The sequence below is a fragment of the Streptomyces sp. NPDC056452 genome (assembly GCF_042796085.1).
Classification (GTDB): Bacteria; Actinomycetota; Actinomycetes; order Streptomycetales; family Streptomycetaceae; genus Streptomyces.
Window position 1 is genome coordinate 29,457 of sequence record NZ_JBHTRI010000016.1, and the last position, 19,624, is coordinate 49,080.

The window sequence follows — 19,624 nt, forward strand, 5'->3', positions numbered from 1 at the left end:
CACCGCCGGAAGGCAGCGGAACAGGCGCTTCACCACGGCAGCCGATCGCGCTGTGCGATCGGCCACACCCTCTGTATCCCCGGGTGAGACGTGTCTCTCCCCTCGCAGCGGCAACGAACCACTCCTCCGGCTTCGTTACTGTGGTTGGTCTGCTGTCGCCCCACCTGGAGGTCCCCGTCGTGTCCCTGTCCGCCCTCCTGGCCGCAGCCCCGTCCCCAGCGCCCGGCGGCTCGCTGGACGAAGCCGCCGAGCGGGCCGGGAACGCCGCCGGCTGGGTCGAGGAGAACTGGTCCACCTGGGTCAACACCGGTCTGCGCATCGTGCTCATCGCGGCGATCGCGCTCGTACTGCGGTACGTGATCCGGCGTGCCCTGACCAATCTCATCGACCGGATGAACCGCAGTGCCCAGGCGGTGGAGGGCACGGCTCTCGGCGGTCTGCTGGTCAACGCGGAACGACGCCGTCAGCGCTCGGAAGCCATCGGTTCCGTACTCCGTTCGGTCACGTCGTTCCTGATCCTCGGAACGGCCGCCCTGATGATCCTGGGCGCGTTCCAGATCAATCTGGCGCCCCTGCTGGCCTCCGCGGGCGTCGCCGGTGTGGCGCTGGGCTTCGGCGCCCGCAACCTCGTCACCGACTTCCTGTCCGGCGTCTTCATGATCCTTGAGGACCAGTACGGGGTCGGCGACCAGATCGACGCGGGTGTCGCCTCCGGCGAGGTCATCGAGGTGGGTCTGCGCGTCACCAAGCTGCGCGGCGACAACGGCGAGATCTGGTACGTCCGCAACGGCGAGGTCAAGCGGATCGGCAACCTCAGTCAGGGCTGGTCGACGGCCGGTGTCGACGTCACGGTGCGCCCGACGGAGGACCTGGACCGGGTCCGCGCGTCGATCACCGAGGCGGCCGAGGTCATGGCCAAGGAGGACCCCTGGGCGGAGCGCCTGTGGGGCCCGGTGGAGATCCTCGGCCTGGACGCCGTCCTGCTCGACTCGATGACCGTACGGGTCACCGCGAAGACGATGCCGGGCAAGGCGCTGGGCGTGGAGCGCGAGCTGCGCTGGCGGATCAAGCAGGCGCTCGACTCGGCCGGCATCCGCATGGTCGGCGCCGTCCCCCTCCAGGCGGACGGCGAGTCGGCCCCGGACCCGACGGCGGGCGTGGCAGCCCCGTCGGCGTACGCGTCGACGACGTCGCCGCAGTCGCTGGCGGCAACCCCGATAGCGCCGCCGAACCTGACGAAGTAGCACCGGCCCGGACTCGGGCGAAGGGGCGCCGCGCGGACTCCGCGCGGCGCCCCTTCGTCGTCCGCCCGGCCTCAGGTAACGCTTTGATTGCCGCAGGGGTGGACACCATTGACGTGCCGGTGACGTGCGCCATACGTTCCTCCCACCGAATAGGAAACTTTCCTAACAGAGGGCAGGTGCATCCGTCATGGCGGGAACCACACCGGGCACGCCGGGTACACCGCGCGTCCTTCGCGCCATGAACGACCGCGCCGCCCTGGACCTGCTCCTGGAGCACGGCCCCCTCTCCCGTACGAGGATCGGGAAGCTGACGGGCCTGTCCAAGCCCACCGCGTCCCAGCTCCTCGCCCGGCTGGAGGCGGCCGGGCTCGTCGTGGCCACCGGTACGAGCGAGGGGCGGCCGGGCCCCAGCGCCCAGCTGTACGCGGTGAACGCTCGGGCCGCGCACGTGGCCGGACTCGATGTCACCGCCCAGCGGATCGTCGCGGCGATCGCCGACGTGACCGGCCGGACCGTCGGTGAGTACGAGCTCCGCACCCCCGGACGGCGCGCCGACAGCGTGGTGCGGCAGGTCACGGACGCCCTGGACGGCGCGGTCAAGGAGGCCGGGCTCGCCCGCGCCGATGTGCACCGTGTCGTCATCGGCACCCCGGGCGCCTTCGACCCCGGCACGGGACGGCTGCGCTACGCCTCGCACCTGCCCGGCTGGCACTCCCCCACGCTGTTGGACGAGCTGGCCGCCTCCCTGCCGATGCCGGTGGAGTACGAGAACGACGTGAACCTGGTCGCGGTGGCCGAGCAGCGGCTCGGAGCGGCCCGGGGCCACGAGGACTTCGTCCTGTTGTGGAACGAGGAGGGCCTCGGTGCCGCCCTCGTCATCAACGGCCGGCTGCACCGCGGTTTCACCGGCGGCGCGGGCGAGGTCGGGTTCCTGCCGGTGCCGGGCACCCCTCTCGTGCGCCAGGTCGTGAAGGCCAACGCCGGCGGCTTCCAGGAGCTGGCCGGTGCCCAGGCGGTCCCCCGGCTCGCCACCTCGCTCGGCATCGACACCCCTCACCAGCCGTACGCGGAGGTCGCGGCCGGGCTGCTGGCCCGGGCGGCCGCCGCGTACGAACAGGACCCCGCACTGACGGAGCTGCTGCGCCAGTACGCCCAGCGGCTCGCCACCGGTCTCGCGTCCGTCACCGCCGTGCTCGACCCCGGCCTGATCGTGCTCTCCGGCGAGCTCGTCGCCTCGGGCGGCGAGCTGCTGCGGTCCCTGATCCAGTCCGAGCTCGCCGAGCTCGCGGCGTCCCGGCCCCGTCTCGTACTCGGCGGGATCAGCCGGCACCCGGTCCTGCGAGGCGCCCTGGAGCGGGCCCTCGCGGACACCCGCGACGAAGTGTTCGACACCTCCCGCTGAACCCTGTCCCACTCCTGCCTTCTCCTCTTCCCCCTGCCCCTGGGAGCTTTGCCATGCGCAGAAGCCGACTGACCACCACCGCCGCTGTCGCCGTCGCCGCGATCTCGGTCCTCGCCACCGCCTGTACGGGCCAGGCCGAGTCCGGTGCGAACGACGACCCGAACGCGAGGACCACGATCAATTTCTGGCACGGCTGGAGCGCGCCCTCCGAGGTGAAGGCCGTCCAGGACAACGTCGACCGCTTCGAGAAGACCCACCCGAACATCAAGGTCAACGTCGTCGGCAACATCAATGACGACAAGCTCAACCAGTCGCTGCGCACCGGCAGTTCGAACGGCCCCGACGTCGTGTCGTCCTTCACGACCTCCAACGTCGGCAAGTTCTGCTCGTCCGGCGCCTTCGCCGACCTCAAGCCCTTCATAGAGAAGTCGAAGCTGGACCTGGAGAAGACCTTTCCCGAGGTCCTGCTCGACTACACCCAGTTCGAGGGCAAGCGCTGCGCCCTGCCGCTGCTCGCGGACGCCTACGGCCTCTACTACAACAAGGACGCCTTCGAGAAGGCCGGCGTCACCGCGCCGCCGAAGACCATGTCCGAGCTGGCCGCGGTCGCGAAGAAGCTGACGGTCGCCAAGGGCGACAGCTACGAGCAGCTCGGCTTCATGCCGACCTACCACGGCTACGAGACGGTCGCCGATCACTACCTGTCCTCGTGGGACCACACGTACTTCGACGCCGACGGCAAGTCCAACATCGCCAAGGACCCCGCCTTCGCCAAGATGTTCACGTACCAGAAGAAGCTGGTCGAGGACCTCGGCGGCTACGCGAAGCTGGAGAAGTTCCGCGGCACCTTCGGTGACGAGTGGGGCGCCAAGCACCCGTTCCACACCGGTCAGGTCGCGATGCAGCTGGACGGCGAGTGGCGGCTGGGAATGGCCACGGACGCCAAGGTGCCGTTCGAGATCGGTGTGGCGCCGATGCCGGTGGCCGACGACGAGGCCGACAGCTACGGCAAGGGCTTCCTGTCCGGCACCATCATGGGGATCGCCCCGGCCAGCAAGAAGCAGAACGCGGCGTGGGAGCTCGTGAAGTTCATGACGAGCGACACGCAGGCCGTGGTCGACTTCGCGAACGGCATCCGCAACGTGCCCTCCACCTTCGCGGCACTGAAGTCCCCCGACCTGAAGTTCGACCCGCGCTTCAAGACCTTCCTGGAGATCGCCCAGCACCCGAAGTCCAACACGCCCGACGGTGCGGTCAACGGGGCGACGTACCAGCAGACCATCCAGGACTTCGGCTTCCAGTACGAGAAGGGTGCGGTGAAGGACCTGAAGGCAGGTCTGGAGAAGACCGCCGCGCAGATCGACACCGACATCGCCAAGGCGAAGTAGATCCCGATGACCACGCACACACTCCGCTCCAAGCACCGCCGGTCGGCGCTGCGGACGGCAGCCTTCATGTCGCCGTGGCTGATCGGGTTCACCGTCTTCTTCGCGTACCCGATGGTCTCGACCGTGTACTTCTCGTTCATGAAGTACGACGGCTTCGGGGTGCCGTCCTTCAACGGGGCGGCGAACTGGACGTACGTCTTCAGCGACTACCCGATGTTCTGGCCGTCCCTGCGCAACACGCTCTGGCTGGTGCTCGTCATGGTCACCTGCCGGGTGGTGTTCGGCCTCGGCATCGGCATGCTGATCACGAAGATCAGGACGGGGACGGGGCTCTTCCGCACCTTCTTCTACCTGCCCTACCTGGCGCCGCCGGTCGCCGCGACGCTGGCTTTCGTCTTCCTGCTCAACCCGGGGACGGGGCCCGTCAATTCGATCCTCGGCGATCTGGGGCTGCCGACGCCGGGCTGGTTCAACGACGCCTCCTTCTCGAAGCCGGCGCTCACGATGCTCGCGGTGTGGGGCATCGGCGACCTGATGGTGATCTTCATGGCCGCACTGCTCGACGTACCGAAGGAGCAGTACGAGGCGGCCGAGCTGGACGGCGCGTCCGGCTGGCAGAGGTTCCGCTTCGTCACGCTGCCGAACATCTCGCCGATCGTGCTGTTCGCCGTGGTGACCGGGGTGATCCAGGCGATGCAGTACTACACCCAGCCGCTCGTGGCGGGGAAGGTCGCCTCGGGCGTGATCGGCGGCTCGGGGCAGCAGTTCGAACCCGGCTACCCGGACAAGTCGACCCTGACGCTTCCCCAGCTCGTCTACAACCTCGGCTTCCAGCGCTTCGACTACGGCTCCGCCTGTGTCGTCGCCCTCGTCCTGTTCGCCCTGGCCATGGCCTTCACCGCGCTGCTGATGCGGGGCCGCAACAACCTGATCCAGGCCGGTGACTGAGCCATGACCCAACTCCTCGACACGCCCCGCCCGGTGCCGGCCGCCGGCACCTCCACACCGGCCCTGCGCACAGCCCGCCGCAAGGCACTGCTGCACTGGATCGCCGTCCACTCGCTGGGCATCGCGGCCGCGCTGTTCTTCGTGCTCCCGTTCGTGTTCGTCGTCCTGACGTCGCTGATGAGCGACCAGCAGGCGCTGACCCGCGACCTCACCCCCGACACCTGGGAGTGGGACAACTACCGGCGGGTCCTCGACACCCCCGGCTTCCTCACCTGGTGGCGCAACACCCTGCTGTACGCGGGAGTGGGCACCGTCCTGACCGTCGTGTCATCGGTGCCCGTCGCGTACGCGCTGGCCAAGTTCCGCTTCCGGGGCCGCAAGCTCTCGCTGATGCTCGTCATCTCGATGATGATGCTGCCGCCGCAGGTCGTCATCATCCCGATGTACCTGTTCTGGGCGAAGGAACTGGACCTGTCGGGCACGCTCTGGCCGCTGATCATTCCGATGGCCTTCGGCGACGCGTTCTCCATCTTCCTGCTGCGGCAGTTCCTCCTCACCATCCCGGACGAGTACCTGGACGCGGCCAAGGTCGACGGGTGCGGCGAATTCCGTACCCTGATCAGGGTCGTCCTGCCGATGGCGAAGCCCGGCATCGCGGCGATCGCCCTGTTCCAGTTCTTCGCCGCCTGGAACGACTACTTCGGACCGCAGATCTACGCTTCCGAGAACCCTGCCGCCTGGACGCTCAGTTACGGCCTGGAATCCTTCAAGGGCGCACACCACACCGACTGGAACCTGACCATGGCCGCGACCGTTCTGGTCATGGCCCCCGTGATCGCCGTCTTCTTCTTCGCCCAGAAGGCATTTGTCGAGGGCGTCACACTGACCGGAGTAAAGGGCTGACATGAAGCTCGCAGTAGTGGGTGGCGGGTCCACCTACACACCTGAACTGATCGACGGATTCGCACGGTTGCGGGACACCCTGCCGGTCGAGGAGCTGGTGCTCATCGACCCGGCGGCCGACCGGCTGGAGCTCGTCGGCGGACTCGCCCGGCGGATCTTCGCCAAGCAGGCCCACGCAGGGAAGATCACCACCACGTCCGACCTGGACGCCGGGGTGGACGGCGCCGACGCGGTCCTGCTCCAGCTGCGCGTCGGCGGACAGGCCGCCCGCAACCAGGACGAGACGTGGCCGCTGGAGTGCGGCTGCGTCGGCCAGGAGACCACCGGGGCCGGCGGCCTCGCCAAGGCGCTTCGTACGGTGCCGGTCGTGCTCGACATCGCCGAGCGGGTCCGGCGCACGAATCCCGACGCCTGGATCATCGACTTCACCAACCCCGTCGGCATCGTGACCAGGGCGCTTCTGCAGGCCGGGCACAAGGCCGTCGGCCTGTGCAACGTGGCGATCGGCTTCCAGCGGAAGTTCGCAGCTCTGCTCGACGTCACCCCGGCCGAGGTGCACCTGGACCATGTCGGGCTCAACCACCTGTCGTGGGAGCTCGGGGTACGGCTCGGCGGTCCGGACGGCGAGAACGTCCTGCCGAAGCTGCTCGCCGAGCACGGCGACACGATCGCCGACGATCTGCGCATGCCTCGCCAGATCGTCGACCGGCTCGGCGTCGTCCCCTCGTACTACCTGCGGTACTTCTACGCGCACGACGAGGTCGTACGGGAGCTCGGCACGAAGCCCTCGCGAGCGGCCGAGGTCGCCGCGATGGAGAAGGAACTCCTGGCCATGTACGGCGATCCGGCGCTTGACGAGAAGCCGGCGCTGCTCGGCAAGCGCGGCGGCGCCTTCTACTCGGAGGCGGCCGTGGACCTGGCCGCCGCCCTGCTCGGCGGGGGCGGCTCCGCGGTGCAGGTGGTCAACACCTACAACAACGGGACGCTCCCGTTCCTGCCTGACGACGCCGTGATCGAGGTGCAGGCCCGGGTGGACCGCACGGGTGCCACGCCGCTCGCGGTGCCGGCGCTCGACCCGCTCTACGCGGGACTGATCGCGAATGTGACGGCGTACGAGGACCTCGCCCTGGAAGCGGCGCTCCGGGGCGGCCGGGACCGCGTATTCAAGGCCCTGCTCGCGCACCCGCTCATCGGCCAGTACGAGTACGCCGAGGCGCTCACCGACCGGCTGGTCGCGCACAACCGGGAGCACCTCGCGTGGGCGTGAACGCTTCGGTCGTCGCCATCGATGCGGGGAACAGCAAGACCGATGTGGCACTGATCGGCGAGGACGGCACGGTCCTGTCCACGGCCCGCGGAGGAGGCTTCCAGCCGCCGACGGTCGGTGTGGAGGCCGCGGTCGACGTGCTGGCCTCGGTGCTCGGCCAGGCGCTCGCCACGGCCGTCGAGCCCGTCGGGAGCATCGGGCACGTGTCGGCGTGCCTGGCCAACGCCGATCTCCCGGTGGAGGAGGAGGAACTCACCCAGGCTCTGCTGGAGCGTGGGTGGGGCCGCACGGTGGAGGTCCGCAACGACACCTTCGCGATCCTGCGGGCCGGGGTCGACGAGCCGCGCGGTGTGGCCGTCGTCTGCGGCGCCGGGATCAACTGCGTGGGCATGGTGCCGGACGGACGTACCGCCCGCTTCCCCGCCATCGGCCGGATATCCGGTGACTGGGGCGGTGGTTCGGGTCTCGCCGAGGAGGCCATGTGGTTCGCGGCGCGGGCCGAGGACGGCCGTGGTGGGCCGACGGAGCTGGTCCGTACGCTGCCGGCGCACTTCGGGCTCGGCTCGGTGTACGAGCTGATCGAGGCACTGCACCGGGGGCGGATCCCGTTCGAGCGCCGGCACGAGCTGACTCCGGTGCTGTTCGCGACGAGTACGGCCGGGGATCCGGTGGCGAGCGCCCTGGTGGACCGGCTGGCCGATGAGGTCGTCGCCCTGGCGTCGGTCGCGCTGGGTCGGCTCGAACTGCTGGACGAGGAGGTGCCGGTGGTCCTGGGCGGCAGTGTCCTCGCCGCTCGGCACGCACGGCTGGACGAGCGGATCGCCGGGCTCCTGGCCGAACGCGCCCCGAAGGCGTTCGTCCGGGTCGTCTCGCAAGCCCCTGTGCTGGGGGCAGGCCTGCTGGGTCTGGACCGCACGGGTGCGGCGCCGGAGGTGCACAGCAGACTGCGTACGCACTACAACTGACACACCGGTCGCACCTGATGGGGCGTCTCTCGGCTCCGGCGCCGTGAGACGCCCCATCAGCACGGGAACCGATCAGATGTCCCGAACGTGTTCATGATGGGGAGATCGATCCGCTTCGGGGGATGCATCGGGAATTGCGCGGGGACTTGTCTTGATCGGCCGCGTTCGTCCTGATCGAATGCACCTGATCGACTTCGGGGATCGACGCGGGATCCAGGCATTCCTGGTGGATGCCGCTCCCTGCGGCCATACTTCTGGCCGGGTACCAGTCCTCCGATCGGCCGGGGGGCGGGGCCACCGTCAGTGACCGAGGGGGAGGTCAAGTGACATACCCGCCGAACGGGGACTCGCAGCGGGAGCGCGCGCCTGATCGCGAGGCGGCGGCCACGACCGTACCCGCGCAGCGTCGTGGCGCCGGGGCGGTGGCCGCCGAGCGGCTTCGCGCCGCGGCGATGACCGAGCCGGGCAGGCTGCAGATCATCGGCGCCGTACTGGCGCTGCTGGTCGTGGCGTTCGGGGCGGTCACGGCCCTGGAGATCTCCGGGCGGGCCTCCGCCGCCGACGACGTGGTGACCCGCAGTCAGCCGCTCAGCGCGGACGCGGCGAGCATCTACCGTTCGCTCGCCGACGCGGACACGATGGCGGCGAGCGGTTTCCTGGCAGGTGCGCAGGAGCCCAAGGCCGTCCACGAGCAGTACGAGAAGGACATCAGGGAAGCCGCCAGGCTCCTGGTGAAGGCCGCGGCGAGCACCGACGCGTCGTCATCGTCGTGGAACGAGATCACCACGCTCAACAAGCTGCTTCCCGAGTACACGGGTCTGATCGAGCGTGCCCGCGCCAACAACCGGCAGGGGCTGCCCCTCGGCGGCGCCTATCTCCGGTACGCGAACCAGAAGATGACGAACGAACTCCTTCCGGCGGCCGAGCGGTTGTACGCGGCGGAGACCGGCCGGCTCGGCACCGACTCGACCGACGCCCGGCAGTGGCCGTTCTTCTCCCTGGGTGCCGGGATCGTGGCACTGACCGCACTGGTGTGGATGCAGCGGCGCAACTACCGCAGGACGAACCGCGTCCTCAACCGCGGGCTGCTCGCGGCGACCGCCGCGGCCACGGTGGTCCTGCTGTGGCTGGCCGTGGGGCACACGGTGGCGCGGGCCGAACTGCGTGAGGCGATGGCGCACGGGCAGGAGTCCCTCGATGTCCTCAACAACGCGCGGATCAACTCGCTGAAGGCGCGCGCCAATGAGAACCTCACGCTGGTCGCCCGAGGCGCGGTCCTGACCGCCGACGGGCAGAAGGACAAGTACGAGACCGACTACAGCACGGGCATGAAGTCCCTCGGGTCGCAGCTCAAGAGCGCCGAGAAGCTCGCCGACGACTCCCGGGGGAGCGATCCGGTGGCGAAGGCCATCAGCAGTGTGAACGAGTGGCAGGGCCGCCACAAGAAGGCCCGCGCGACGGACGACCAGGGCGACTACAACAGCGCCCTGCAGCAGATCATCGGTTCGAAGGGCTCCACGGGAGAGTGCTTCGAACTGGTGGACCGGGCGCTGCAGCAGGCGCTCGCCCATGAGCAGGGCGAGTTCACCGCGGCGGCGAAGGACGGGCGCGGGGCGCTGGGCGGGATGCCGATCGGGGCAGCCGTCCTCGCCGTACTGGGTGCGGTAGCGGCGATTGCCGGGGTCAACCGCAGGCTCTCGGAGTACCGGTGAGAGGGGCAGCGATGACCAGGGCCGAGGTCTGGGCCGCCCGCGGCAGGCTGCGTGGCTGGGGAGGTGTGACGGGCATGGCGGTGGCCTGTGCCCTCACGGCCTCGCTCACCCTGCTGCCGCTGACGCACGGCGGGGGCTCCCCGGACGGGCAGAGCACGGGGCAGGGCGCGACGTCGGCGGTGGCCGCCAAGGCCGAATCGTGCACGGATCCGGAGGCGAGCCTGGCGCCGTCGAGCGCGGACGGCCCGACGATCAAGAAGATCCAGGAGCGCGGGAAGCTGATCGCCGGTGTCGACCAGAACAGCTTCCAGTGGGGTTACCGCAATCCGGAGACGGAGACCGGCACACTCGAAGGCTTCGACATCGATCTGGTGCGGGCGATCGCGAACGACATCCTCGGCGACCCCGAGGCGGTGATCTTCCGCGCGATCCCCACCAACCAGCGCATCGCCGCCCTGGAGAACGACAGGGTGGACGTCGTCGTGCGGACGATGACGATCAACTGCAAGCGCCTGGAGCAGGTCTCGTTCTCCACCGCCTACTTCCAGGCGGGCCAGCAGGTCCTGGCCCCCAAGGAGTCGACGATCACGGGGTACGACACGTCGCTCGCCGGCAAGCGGGTCTGCACAGCCGAGGGCTCCACGGCGTACGAAGCGCTGGAGAAGGAGTCCTACGGTGCGACCTTCAAGGACGAGAACGACGGCACCGAGCAGGACCTGGACCAGCTGACCGTCCCCAACCAGCTGGACTGCCTGGTGCGGCTGCAGCTCGGCGAGGTGGACGCGGTCGTCACGGACAACGCGCTGGCGGCCGGCCAGGCCGCTCAGGACCCGGCGGTGGAGCTCAAGGGCGACAAGCCGTTCACCACCGAGTACTACGGCGTCGCGGCGAAGCTCGGGGCCGACGATCTCGTGGCCCGGGTCAACAAGGTGCTGGTCGACTATCGCCAGGGCGGTGCCGACAGTCCCTGGATGCGGTCGTACCGCATGTGGCTGGCTACGGGACTTCCCGGGATCACGGCGCCGCCGGCGCCCAAGTACCGGACCAACTGAACCTGCCGGGCCATGCCCGGCGCGAGAGCGGAGAGGTGATCGATGGGCGTCGCGGGATCCTTCCCCAGCTTCGCGGGGAGGCCCCCCGGCCCGGTCATGGACCGGGACGAGGCGGACCGTGCGCTGGCCCGGCTCGGTGCGGAGCACGAGGCGATCGAGACCTCGCTCCTCGCCCTGCAGGACCATGCCGGCCGCCGGCTCCTGGAGGGCGCCGATCTGACCGGTGTCACCAAGGACCGCTGGGCCTCCGCCGAGCAGTCGATCACCCTGTTGTGGGGGTACTTCGACGCCTATGCCGGGGCGCTCTCCGCGGCCCGCGAGGTCCGGGCCAGGCGCCGCTACCCCAGCAAGGACGACCTGGTGGCCCTCACCGAGCTGCTGCGCGGCGACGGTGTGACCGTGGCGAACACGGCTGCGGTCAGCCCCGAGCCGGGGCTCACCGGCCCTGCCAGGCTCTCCGAGCGGTTCACGCTGGAGGAGCTCGTCGCCCGGATGAACGACCTGTACGCACGCTCGCTGGACATGGTCGTCGCCTCGGACTCCGTCTGGTCGGCCCTGCCCGCCCGGATAGACCTGCTCGCAGCGGAACTTCGCCGCACCCGCTCATTGGCGCACTCCGTCGGTGTGCGGCCCGGGGAGCATCCCGCGGGTGACGACCTGGAGTCGATCACCCAGGAGCTGACCACCCTGCGGGTGCAGGTGATCTCCGATCCGCTGGCGTTCTGGCTGCCGGGTCCCGGAAGCGCTGCGCCCGGCGGCGGGCGTCCCGACACCACGCGCTACGACCGGGCGGCCCGCGCCCTGGAGGACGTACGACGGGAGATCGAGGCGGTGCTCGCGGTCCGGCAGGACGCTGAGCAGCGCCTGGTCCAGCTCCGCGACGTGCTGTCGCGCGCCGACCGTACGCTCGCCGAGGCACGTTCGGCGCGCGGCGAGGTGCTGGCGAAGATCGCCGCCTCGGAGGTTCCCGCGGTCAGCGGCCCGTCGACCGCGTTGCAGGAGCGGCTGGCCGCGGCGTCGGAGTACCGCAGGCACGCCCAGTGGAACCGCCTCTCGCCGCTGCTCGACTCGCTGGAGCGGGAGGCCGAGGACGAACTGCTGCGCGCGCGGGAGTCCCTGACGTCCGTCACGGCGCCGCTCGCGGTCCGTGCGGAACTGCGGGGCAGGCTCGACGCGTACAAGGCGAAGGTGGCCCGGCACGGCATGGCGGAGGACCCGGTGCTGATCGAGCGGTACGACGCGGCGCGCCGGGTGCTGTGGAGCGCGCCGTGCGATCTGCGCGTCGCCGAACAGACGGTGCTGCGCTATCAGCAGGCGGCGGCGGACCTGCTGACGCCGCACCGCCGGGACGGACAGGGCCGGGGCGAACAGGGGGAGACATCGTGAGTACACAGTGCGGGCGCCCCGCGTGCGGGGGCAGCTACGAGGACATGGGCGGCGGTGAGCTGTACTGCGACACCTGCGGCCTCGCGCCGGTGGAGCCCTCTCCGGCGCAGGACACCGGGAGTCCGCGGTGCCAGCGCCCCGCGTGCGGGGGCAGCTACGAGGACATGGGCGGCGGTGAGCTGTACTGCGACACGTGCGGCCTCGCGCCGGTCGTGTCCTCGACGGGCATGCTGAGCTCGCCGCCCACGGGTATCGCGGCCGGCGGCAAGGGGAGCAGCAGCAGCTCGCAGCGGTCGAGTTCGCGCGCGTCCTCGCGGTCCTCGTCGCGCTCGTCGACCTCGCGGCGCTCGGTGTCCGGGCGGCTCTCCCGCTCCTTGTCGGGCACCTCGGCGTCCCGTTCGGTGTCGGTGCGCTCCTCGGGTACGTCGACGGGCGTCTCGGGCCGGGGCCGGCTGGGTGCCGGTCTGGTGCTCGTACCGGATGTGCCGCGGCCCGATCCGCGGACCGCGGTCATGGAGAACCCCGAGGTCCCGGAGCGGAAGCGGTTCTGCTCCCGTTCCGACTGCGGGGCGCCGGTGGGCCGGGCGCGGGGCGAACGGCCGGGCCGGACCGAGGGGTTCTGCACCAAGTGCGGTCACCCCTACTCCTTCGTGCCGAAGCTGCAGAGCGGCGACATCGTCCACGGGCAGTACGAGGTCGCGGGCTGCCTGGCGCACGGCGGGCTCGGCTGGGTCTACCTCGCCGTGGACCGTGCCGTCTCCGACCGCTGGGTGGTCCTCAAGGGCCTGCTGGACACGGGTGACCAGGACGCGATGGCCGCGGCCATCTCCGAGCGGCGCTTCCTCGCGGAGATCGAGCACTCCAACATCGTCCGTATCTACAACTTCGTGGAGCACCTGGACCAGCGGACCGGTTCGCTCGACGGCTACATCGTGATGGAGTACGTCGGTGGCAAGGCGCTCAAGGAGATCGCCAACGACCGCCGCACACCGGCCGGGAAGCGGGATCCGCTGCCGGTCGAGCAGGCGTGCGCCTACGGCATCGAGGCGCTGGAGGCACTGGGGCATCTGCACAGCCGCAACCTCCTGTACTGCGACTTCAAGGTCGACAACGCGATCCAGACCGAGGACCAGCTCAAGCTGATCGACATGGGTGCGGTACGGAGGATGGACGACGACGAGTCGGCCATCTACGGCACGGTCGGCTACCAGGCGCCGGAGGTGGCCGAGGTCGGCCCGTCCGTCGCCTCCGACCTGTACACGGTCGCGCGGACGCTGGCGGTGCTCACCTTCGATTTCCAGGGGTACACGAACGTCTTCGTGGACTCGCTGCCCGACCCGGACAACATCGAGGTGTTCCGGCGGTACGAGTCGTTCTACCGGCTGCTCGTGCGGGCCACGGACCCGGATCCGGCGCGGCGGTTCGCCTCGGCCACGGAGATGGCCGAGCAGCTGACGGGTGTGCTCCGGGAGGTGGTGGCCCTGCAGACGGGGCGCCCGCGCCCGTCGCTGTCGACGCTCTTCGGTACGGAACTGCGGGTCACGGACACGGCGTTGTTCGCGGAGCTGACGGACGAGGTGTCGCGGCTCGGCGTCCGGTCGGCTCCGGCCGGCGGCGGGCGCTTCGGACGGCGGCGGAACGGTTCGGCGGTGCCCCCCGCACAGGGTGCGGTGGCGACCGCTGTGGCCGGCGCGCTGCCGGTCGGCACCCGGCCCGCAGGTGCTCTGCCCGCACCGCCGGCCGCCTACCCGTACAGCGCTCCGGGCGCCGGTGCGCTGTCCGCGCCCGACACCCATGTCCGGGCCGGCGGGGGCGGCACGTCGGGCGGTGGGGGGAGCCCGCTCGCGTACGCCCCTCAGCAGGCGGTCGTTCCGGCTCCGCGCGCGGCGGTCCCGGATCCCGGCACGCTCCCGGGGGCGTACACCGGCCGGGGCGCGCCCCGGCTCGCGGTCTTCGACGCGCGGGCGACCTCGCTCGCCCTGCCGGTCCCCCGGGTCGACGCGAACGATCCCAACGCCGGTTTCCTCGCGGGGCTGATGGCGTCGGCACCCGCCGAACTGATCTCCGCTCTGGGGACCGTGCCCGCCGCCTCGCTGGAGACCCGGCTGCGCGAGCTGCGCGCACGCCTGGAGATGAGCGAACTGGACGCCGGCGCCGGGGCACTGGCAGCGCTGGAGGCCGAGCACCCGGACGACTGGCGGGTGGTCTGGTACCGCGGTGTCACCTCGCTGGTGACCGGAGACAACGAGATCGCGGCGCTGTCCTTCGACGCGGTCTACGACGCGTTCCCCGGTGAGCCCGCGCCGAAGCTGGCTCTGGGGATCTGCGCGGAGGTGCTGGGCCAGCTCGACAATGCCGCGGAGTACTACCGCCTGGTGTGGGCGACCGATCCGAGCTTCGTCAGCGCCGCGTTCGGTCTTGCGCGGGTACAGATCGCCGCGGGCGACCGGGTCGGGGCGGTGCGGACCCTGGAGTCCGTACCGGAGTCGTCGATCCACTACACGGCGGCGCGGGTGGCCGCGGTGCGGGCCCGGCTGCGCGAGCGGGTCCCGCAGGATCCGCTGATCGACGATCTCCTCGCCGCGGCGGACCAGGTGACGGCCCTCAAGGGATACGGGCTGGACGCGGTCCGGCGCGAGCAGTTGTCGACCGAGGTGCTGGGGACGGCACTTGACTGGGTACTCTCCGGTAGTCCCACAGCTCAGTCACCGGCCACGGCCTCCCCCGCGACCGCGGGACCGAGGACGCTGCTGGACAGTGAGCTGGACGAGCGAGGCCTCAGGTTCGGTCTCGAACGCTCGTACCGGATGCTCGCCCGGCTCGCGCAGCGGGGCGACGAGAGGATCGAACTGGTGGAGCGGGCCAACCGTTTCCGCCCCCGGACCTGGGTGTGAAGATGTCACAGATCCACCAGCAGGCCTCCTTGCCGGGGTGCCCCAGCTGTGAGGAACCGCTGGAGTCGGGCGACCTGTTCTGCGGAGCGTGCGGGTACGACCTCTCGGCCGTGCCCGCCCCGCCGGGCGACCGCCCGACGGTCGCCATCACCGTCCCCGCGCAGAGCGCGGGGGCCGGTCCGGTGGAATGGCCGCCCGCTTCCGAGGTCGACAGCGCGGACCTGCCCGCGCCCACGCACCGTCCTGCCGATCTTCCGGGCCTGGACTCGGGCGGGAAGCCCCTGCCCACCACGGCCCCTTCGGCCGTCCGCTTCGACGAACCGGACGCCCCGGTCGCGGAGCGTCCGGACACGAACCGCCCCGACGCGGACCTCCCGGAGGCGAACCCCCCGGCCGCCTCGGGCGACTTCGAACTGGCGGCTCCGGGGGCGGCGGCGCCGGACCCCCGTACCGCGGAGCATTCCGCTGCCGGTGTCCCGGCCGGTGCCAAGGTCTGTGTGGCGTGCCGCTCCGGTCACGTGGACACCGACGGCTACTGCGAGAACTGCGGGCACGCCCAGCCCCGCGAGCGCGACCACATGGAGCAGGAGCTCGGTTCCGTGGCCGCTGTCAGCGACCGCGGCCTGCGCCACCACCGCAACGAGGACGCGTTCGCGGTGTCCTCCACCGCGCTCCCGGACGGCTCACCGGCCGTCGTGGCGATCGTGTGCGACGGGGTCTCGTCGGCGAGCCGGCCGGACGAGGCCTCGGCCGCGGCCGCGAGCGCCGCCAACGAGACGCTGCTGGAGTCGCTGCCGCGGGGCACGCATCCGCAGCAGGCGATGCACGAGGCGATTCTTGCCGCCGCCGAGGCGGTCAACTCCCTGGCGCAGGAGCCCGGTCAGGCGATGGAGCACGATCCGCACCGCCATCAGAACGCCCCGGCGTGCACGCTGGTCGGCGCGATCATGGCGGGCGGCCTGCTGGTCGTCGGGTGGGTCGGTGACAGCCGTGTCTACTGGGTGCCCGAGGACCGCACGAATCCGCCCGCCCGGCTCACGGAGGACGACTCCTGGGCCGCGCAGATGGTGGCGACGGGCCTGATGAACGAGGCGGAGGCGTACGCCGACGAGCGCGCGCATGCCATCACGGGCTGGCTCGGCGCCGACGCGTACGAACTGGAGCCGCACACCGCTTCCTTCAAACCGGACCGGCCCGGTCTGGTGGTGGTGTGCACCGACGGACTGTGGAACTACGCCGAGTCGGCGGTGGAGATGGCGACGGCCGTGCCGCCCGAGGCGTACGAACGGCCCCTGCACGGCGCCCAGGTACTGGTCGGCCATGCGCTCGACGGCGGGGGCCACGACAACGTAACAGTGGCCCTGCTCCCGTTCGCCGTGCCGACGCAAGGGGCAGGATCGGCCTACAGCACCGCCTGAGCCGCGTTCGGTCCGCCGGTCCCCGCCGGTCCACCTGTCACTCCGTACTGCCAGCCGCCTTCCGCCCTCTCCCTGCCCTTCCCGTTCTTCTTGCCCCTCCTGTCCTGAACTCTGTCCGCATATCTGTCTTCATCTGACATACGTGGAGCCTCAAGGAGCCGATCAGATGGCCAACTTCTCCAAGTCGAACGTGCCGCAGTTCTCCGTCGAGGTGTACCAGAACGAATTTCTGCCCGAGGGCGGACGTGAGGTCAACGCGATCGTCACCGTGACCTCGACGGGCGGTGGCACCACCGGCCGCGCACCGCTGACCGGCGCGTCCGCGGCGTCCGTGCACACCCCGGGACAGGCGCCGAACGCCGCGGTGGTGCTCATGGTCGACTGTTCCGGTTCGATGGAGTACCCGCCGACCAAGATGCGCAACGCCCGCGACGCGACGGCGGCGGCCATCGACACCCTGCGTGACGGCACGCAGTTCGCGGTGGTCGCCGGAACCCATGTGGCCAAGGATGTGTACCCGGGCGACGGACGGCTCGCGACCGCCGACGCGCAGACGAAGGCCCAGGCGAAGGACGCCCTGCGGCGGCTGAGCTCGGGCGGCGGTACGGCGATCGGTACGTGGCTGCGGCTGGCCGACCGGCTGCTGGGCGCGGCCGATGTGGATATCAGGCACGGCATCCTGCTCACCGACGGCCGGAACGAGCACGAGTCGCCCGAGGATCTGCGGGCCGCTCTGGACGCGTGCGCGGGCCGCTTCACCTGTGACGCGCGGGGCGTGGGCACCGACTGGGAAGTGAAAGAGGTCACAGCCATCGCCTCCGCGCTGCTCGGCACGGCGGACATCGTCGCCGATCCGGCGGGCCTCGCCGCGGACTTCACGCAGATGATGGAGAACGCGATGGGCAAGGAGGTCGCGGACGTGGCGCTGCGGCTCTGGACGCCCGTCGGGGTCGAGATCGTGTTCGTGAAGCAGGTGGCGCCCACGGTCGCCGAACTGACCGACCGGCGCACCGTGGCGGGACCCCGCGCCGGGGACTATCCGACGGGTTCCTGGGGCGACGAGTCCCGGGACTATCACGTGTGTGTACGGGTTCCCGAGGCCGGCATCGGCCAGGAGATGCTGGCGGCCCGGGTCTCCCTGATCCTTCCCGCCCCCTCGGCCGGCGAGGCCCCGCAGACGCTGTCCCAGGGACTCGTACGGGCGGTCTGGACGGACGACATGGCCGCGTCCACGTCCATCAACCCCCAGGTTGCCCACTACACAGGTCAGGCAGAACTGGCTCAAGTCATCCAACAGGGTCTGGATGCGCGTAAATCGGGAGACTTCGACGGCGCGACGGCGAAACTCGGCCGTGCGGTGCAGCTCGCGTCGGCCTCCGGAAACGCGGATACTGCGAAACTGCTTTCGAAGGTGGTCGACGTTGTCGATGCAGCGACCGGTACTGTGCGACTGAAAGCGAGGGTGGCGGAAGCGGACGAGATGACACTCGAAACACGCTCCACCAAGACCGTTCGCGTCAAGAAATAACAGTACGTACGACAGCGAAACAGCCGTGCGGAAGGCCATCCGGCCGGCCGGACGGCGCACCTACGAGCATGACGGCCTCCGGGCCGGACGAGGAGAGGGGGAAGCGCCGACATGCCGACCTGCCCGAACGGACACCAGTCGGGTTCCGAGGACTGGTGCGAGGTCTGCGGACATCGCATGGCCGGGGCGGGCGCGCCCGCGGGCGCAGTCCCCCCGCCGCCTCCCCCGCCGCCCGCGCCCGGTTACGGCTATCCGCAGGGTTCCGGGGAGCCGACCGCCCAGGCGGAGCTGTGCCCGCAGTGCCGCACCCCGCGTGAGGCGATGGCGCCCTTCTGTGAGGAGTGCCGCTGGAACTTCCTCACGAACACGGCCACGTCGTACACCCCGCTCGCCCCGCAGGGTGGCGCCGGGGGCCCGGTGCCCGGGCTGAATCTGCCGCCCGGCTTCCAGGCCCAGCAGGGCCCGCCGCAGCCTCCGCAGCAGCGCGACCCATTCGAGTACCAGAGCTCGCGGCCCTCGCAGATGAACCGGCCCGCCGAGCCGCTCTCGCCGGAGCAGGCAGGCATGCCGGGCCCGCCGCCTCCCCCGTCGTTCCAGCAGGGCCCGCCGCCCCCGCCCTCGTTCCAGCAGCAGTCGTCGTCCCCCTTCGAGCGACAGGGACAGCAGGGCCAGCCCGGGCAGCCCTCGCCGTTCGACCCGCAGGGTCAGCAGGGACAGCCTGGACAGCAGTCGCCCTTCGAGCCGCAGGGGCAGCCGGGGCCGCAGGGTCAGCAGGGCCACCCCTCGCCGTTCGACCCGCAGCGCCAGGGCCCGCCGCCGCCCCCGTCGTTCCAGCAGCAGTCCGCGCCGCCGCAGCCGCAGGCTCCGCAGACCGGCGGGGACGACTGGATGCTGCCGCCGCCCTCGCAGCAGCAGCAGCCCCCGCAGGCTTTCCAGCAGGGACCGCAGACGCCTCAGGCCCCGCAGCAGCACTTCCCCGGTCAGGGCCCCGGACAGGCTCAGGGACAGGGTCCCGTTCCCGGCCAGAGCCGGCAACCGGTCAGCTGGTCGGCCGTGATCGCCCCGGACCGCGAGTACTTCCTGGCGATGATGCAGCGCAGTGGCCCCGAGGCGACCGGGCTCAACCTGCCCGCGTACTCCCCGGAGCAGCACCTTCCGCTCACCGGCAACCAGATCACGATCGGCCGCCGGCGGCACAGCACCGGTGAGTCCCCCGACATCGATCTCGCCGTTCCGCCGGAGGACCCGGGCGTCTCGCACCAGCACGCCGTGCTGGTGCAGCAGCCGGACGGCAACTGGGCCGTCGTCGACCAGAACTCCACCAACGGCACCACGCTCAACGGCGCCGAGGATCCGATCCAGCCCTATGTGCCCGTGCCGCTCCAGGACGGCGACCAGGTGCATGTCGGGGCCTGGACGACGATCACGGTGCGCCGCGACTGATCCGGTACCCACCGGGCGGGTACCGAGTACCGGGGTCCTAGGACTCCGGTACTCGGCCGGTGCGTCTGCGACCA

14 protein-coding genes are annotated in these 19,624 nt (G+C 70.8%); all 14 read left to right on the plus strand.

Features of this window, described 5'->3' with window-relative positions:
* Nucleotides 1-179 precede the first annotated feature (179 nt).
* Nucleotides 180-1,244: a mechanosensitive ion channel family protein gene (locus tag ACFQ6X_RS17610; protein ID WP_383182374.1), complete on the plus strand. Its 1,065-nt coding sequence runs from the start codon at nt 180-182 to the stop codon at nt 1,242-1,244.
* A gap of 187 nt (nt 1,245-1,431) precedes the next feature.
* Nucleotides 1,432-2,646, plus strand: a complete 1,215-nt coding sequence (locus ACFQ6X_RS17615; RefSeq protein WP_383182376.1) for an ROK family protein — start codon at nt 1,432-1,434, stop codon at nt 2,644-2,646.
* A 53-nt stretch (nt 2,647-2,699) separates the two neighbouring features.
* Nucleotides 2,700-4,034, plus strand: a complete 1,335-nt coding sequence (locus ACFQ6X_RS17620; protein WP_383182378.1) for an ABC transporter substrate-binding protein — start codon at nt 2,700-2,702, stop codon at nt 4,032-4,034.
* Nucleotides 4,035-4,040: 6 nt separating this feature from the next.
* Nucleotides 4,041-4,982 (plus strand): sugar ABC transporter permease, encoded by a 942-nt coding sequence (locus tag ACFQ6X_RS17625; protein ID WP_329211023.1) that lies wholly within the window; start codon nt 4,041-4,043, stop codon nt 4,980-4,982.
* Nucleotides 4,983-4,985: 3 nt separating this feature from the next.
* Nucleotides 4,986-5,885 carry a carbohydrate ABC transporter permease gene (locus ACFQ6X_RS17630; protein ID WP_383182380.1) on the plus strand — a complete coding sequence of 300 codons (900 nt, stop codon included), beginning with the start codon at nt 4,986-4,988 and terminating at the stop codon, nt 5,883-5,885.
* A gap of 1 nt (nt 5,886) precedes the next feature.
* The gene (locus ACFQ6X_RS17635; RefSeq protein WP_383182382.1) at nt 5,887-7,152 is read left to right on the plus strand and encodes a 6-phospho-beta-glucosidase; all 1,266 of its coding nucleotides are present in this window, start codon (nt 5,887-5,889) and stop codon (nt 7,150-7,152) included.
* The gene (locus ACFQ6X_RS17640) at nt 7,143-8,117 is read left to right on the plus strand and encodes an N-acetylglucosamine kinase (protein ID WP_383182384.1); all 975 of its coding nucleotides are present in this window, start codon (nt 7,143-7,145) and stop codon (nt 8,115-8,117) included. Before ACFQ6X_RS17635 ends, ACFQ6X_RS17640 begins: the two co-directional genes overlap by 10 nt.
* A gap of 323 nt (nt 8,118-8,440) precedes the next feature.
* Nucleotides 8,441-9,829: a hypothetical protein gene (locus ACFQ6X_RS17645; RefSeq protein ID WP_329211015.1), complete on the plus strand. Its 1,389-nt coding sequence runs from the start codon at nt 8,441-8,443 to the stop codon at nt 9,827-9,829.
* An 11-nt stretch (nt 9,830-9,840) separates the two neighbouring features.
* A complete protein-coding gene (locus ACFQ6X_RS17650; RefSeq protein ID WP_383182386.1) occupies nt 9,841-10,881 on the plus strand; it encodes a glutamate ABC transporter substrate-binding protein in 1,041 nt (346 codons plus the stop codon).
* A 42-nt stretch (nt 10,882-10,923) separates the two neighbouring features.
* Nucleotides 10,924-12,267 carry a hypothetical protein gene (locus ACFQ6X_RS17655; RefSeq protein ID WP_383182388.1) on the plus strand — a complete coding sequence of 448 codons (1,344 nt, stop codon included), beginning with the start codon at nt 10,924-10,926 and terminating at the stop codon, nt 12,265-12,267.
* A gap of 164 nt (nt 12,268-12,431) precedes the next feature.
* Nucleotides 12,432-15,161, plus strand: coding sequence for a tetratricopeptide repeat protein (locus tag ACFQ6X_RS17660; RefSeq protein ID WP_383182577.1), 2,730 nt, complete (start codon nt 12,432-12,434; stop codon nt 15,159-15,161).
* Between the two features lie 2 nt (nt 15,162-15,163).
* Nucleotides 15,164-16,579, plus strand: coding sequence for a protein phosphatase 2C domain-containing protein (locus tag ACFQ6X_RS17665; protein WP_383182390.1), 1,416 nt, complete (start codon nt 15,164-15,166; stop codon nt 16,577-16,579).
* A gap of 166 nt (nt 16,580-16,745) precedes the next feature.
* Nucleotides 16,746-18,107, plus strand: a complete 1,362-nt coding sequence (locus ACFQ6X_RS17670; protein ID WP_383182392.1) for a VWA domain-containing protein — start codon at nt 16,746-16,748, stop codon at nt 18,105-18,107.
* A 111-nt stretch (nt 18,108-18,218) separates the two neighbouring features.
* Nucleotides 18,219-19,550 carry an FHA domain-containing protein gene (locus ACFQ6X_RS17675; protein ID WP_383182394.1) on the plus strand — a complete coding sequence of 444 codons (1,332 nt, stop codon included), beginning with the start codon at nt 18,219-18,221 and terminating at the stop codon, nt 19,548-19,550.
* Nucleotides 19,551-19,624: the final 74 nt, after the last annotated feature.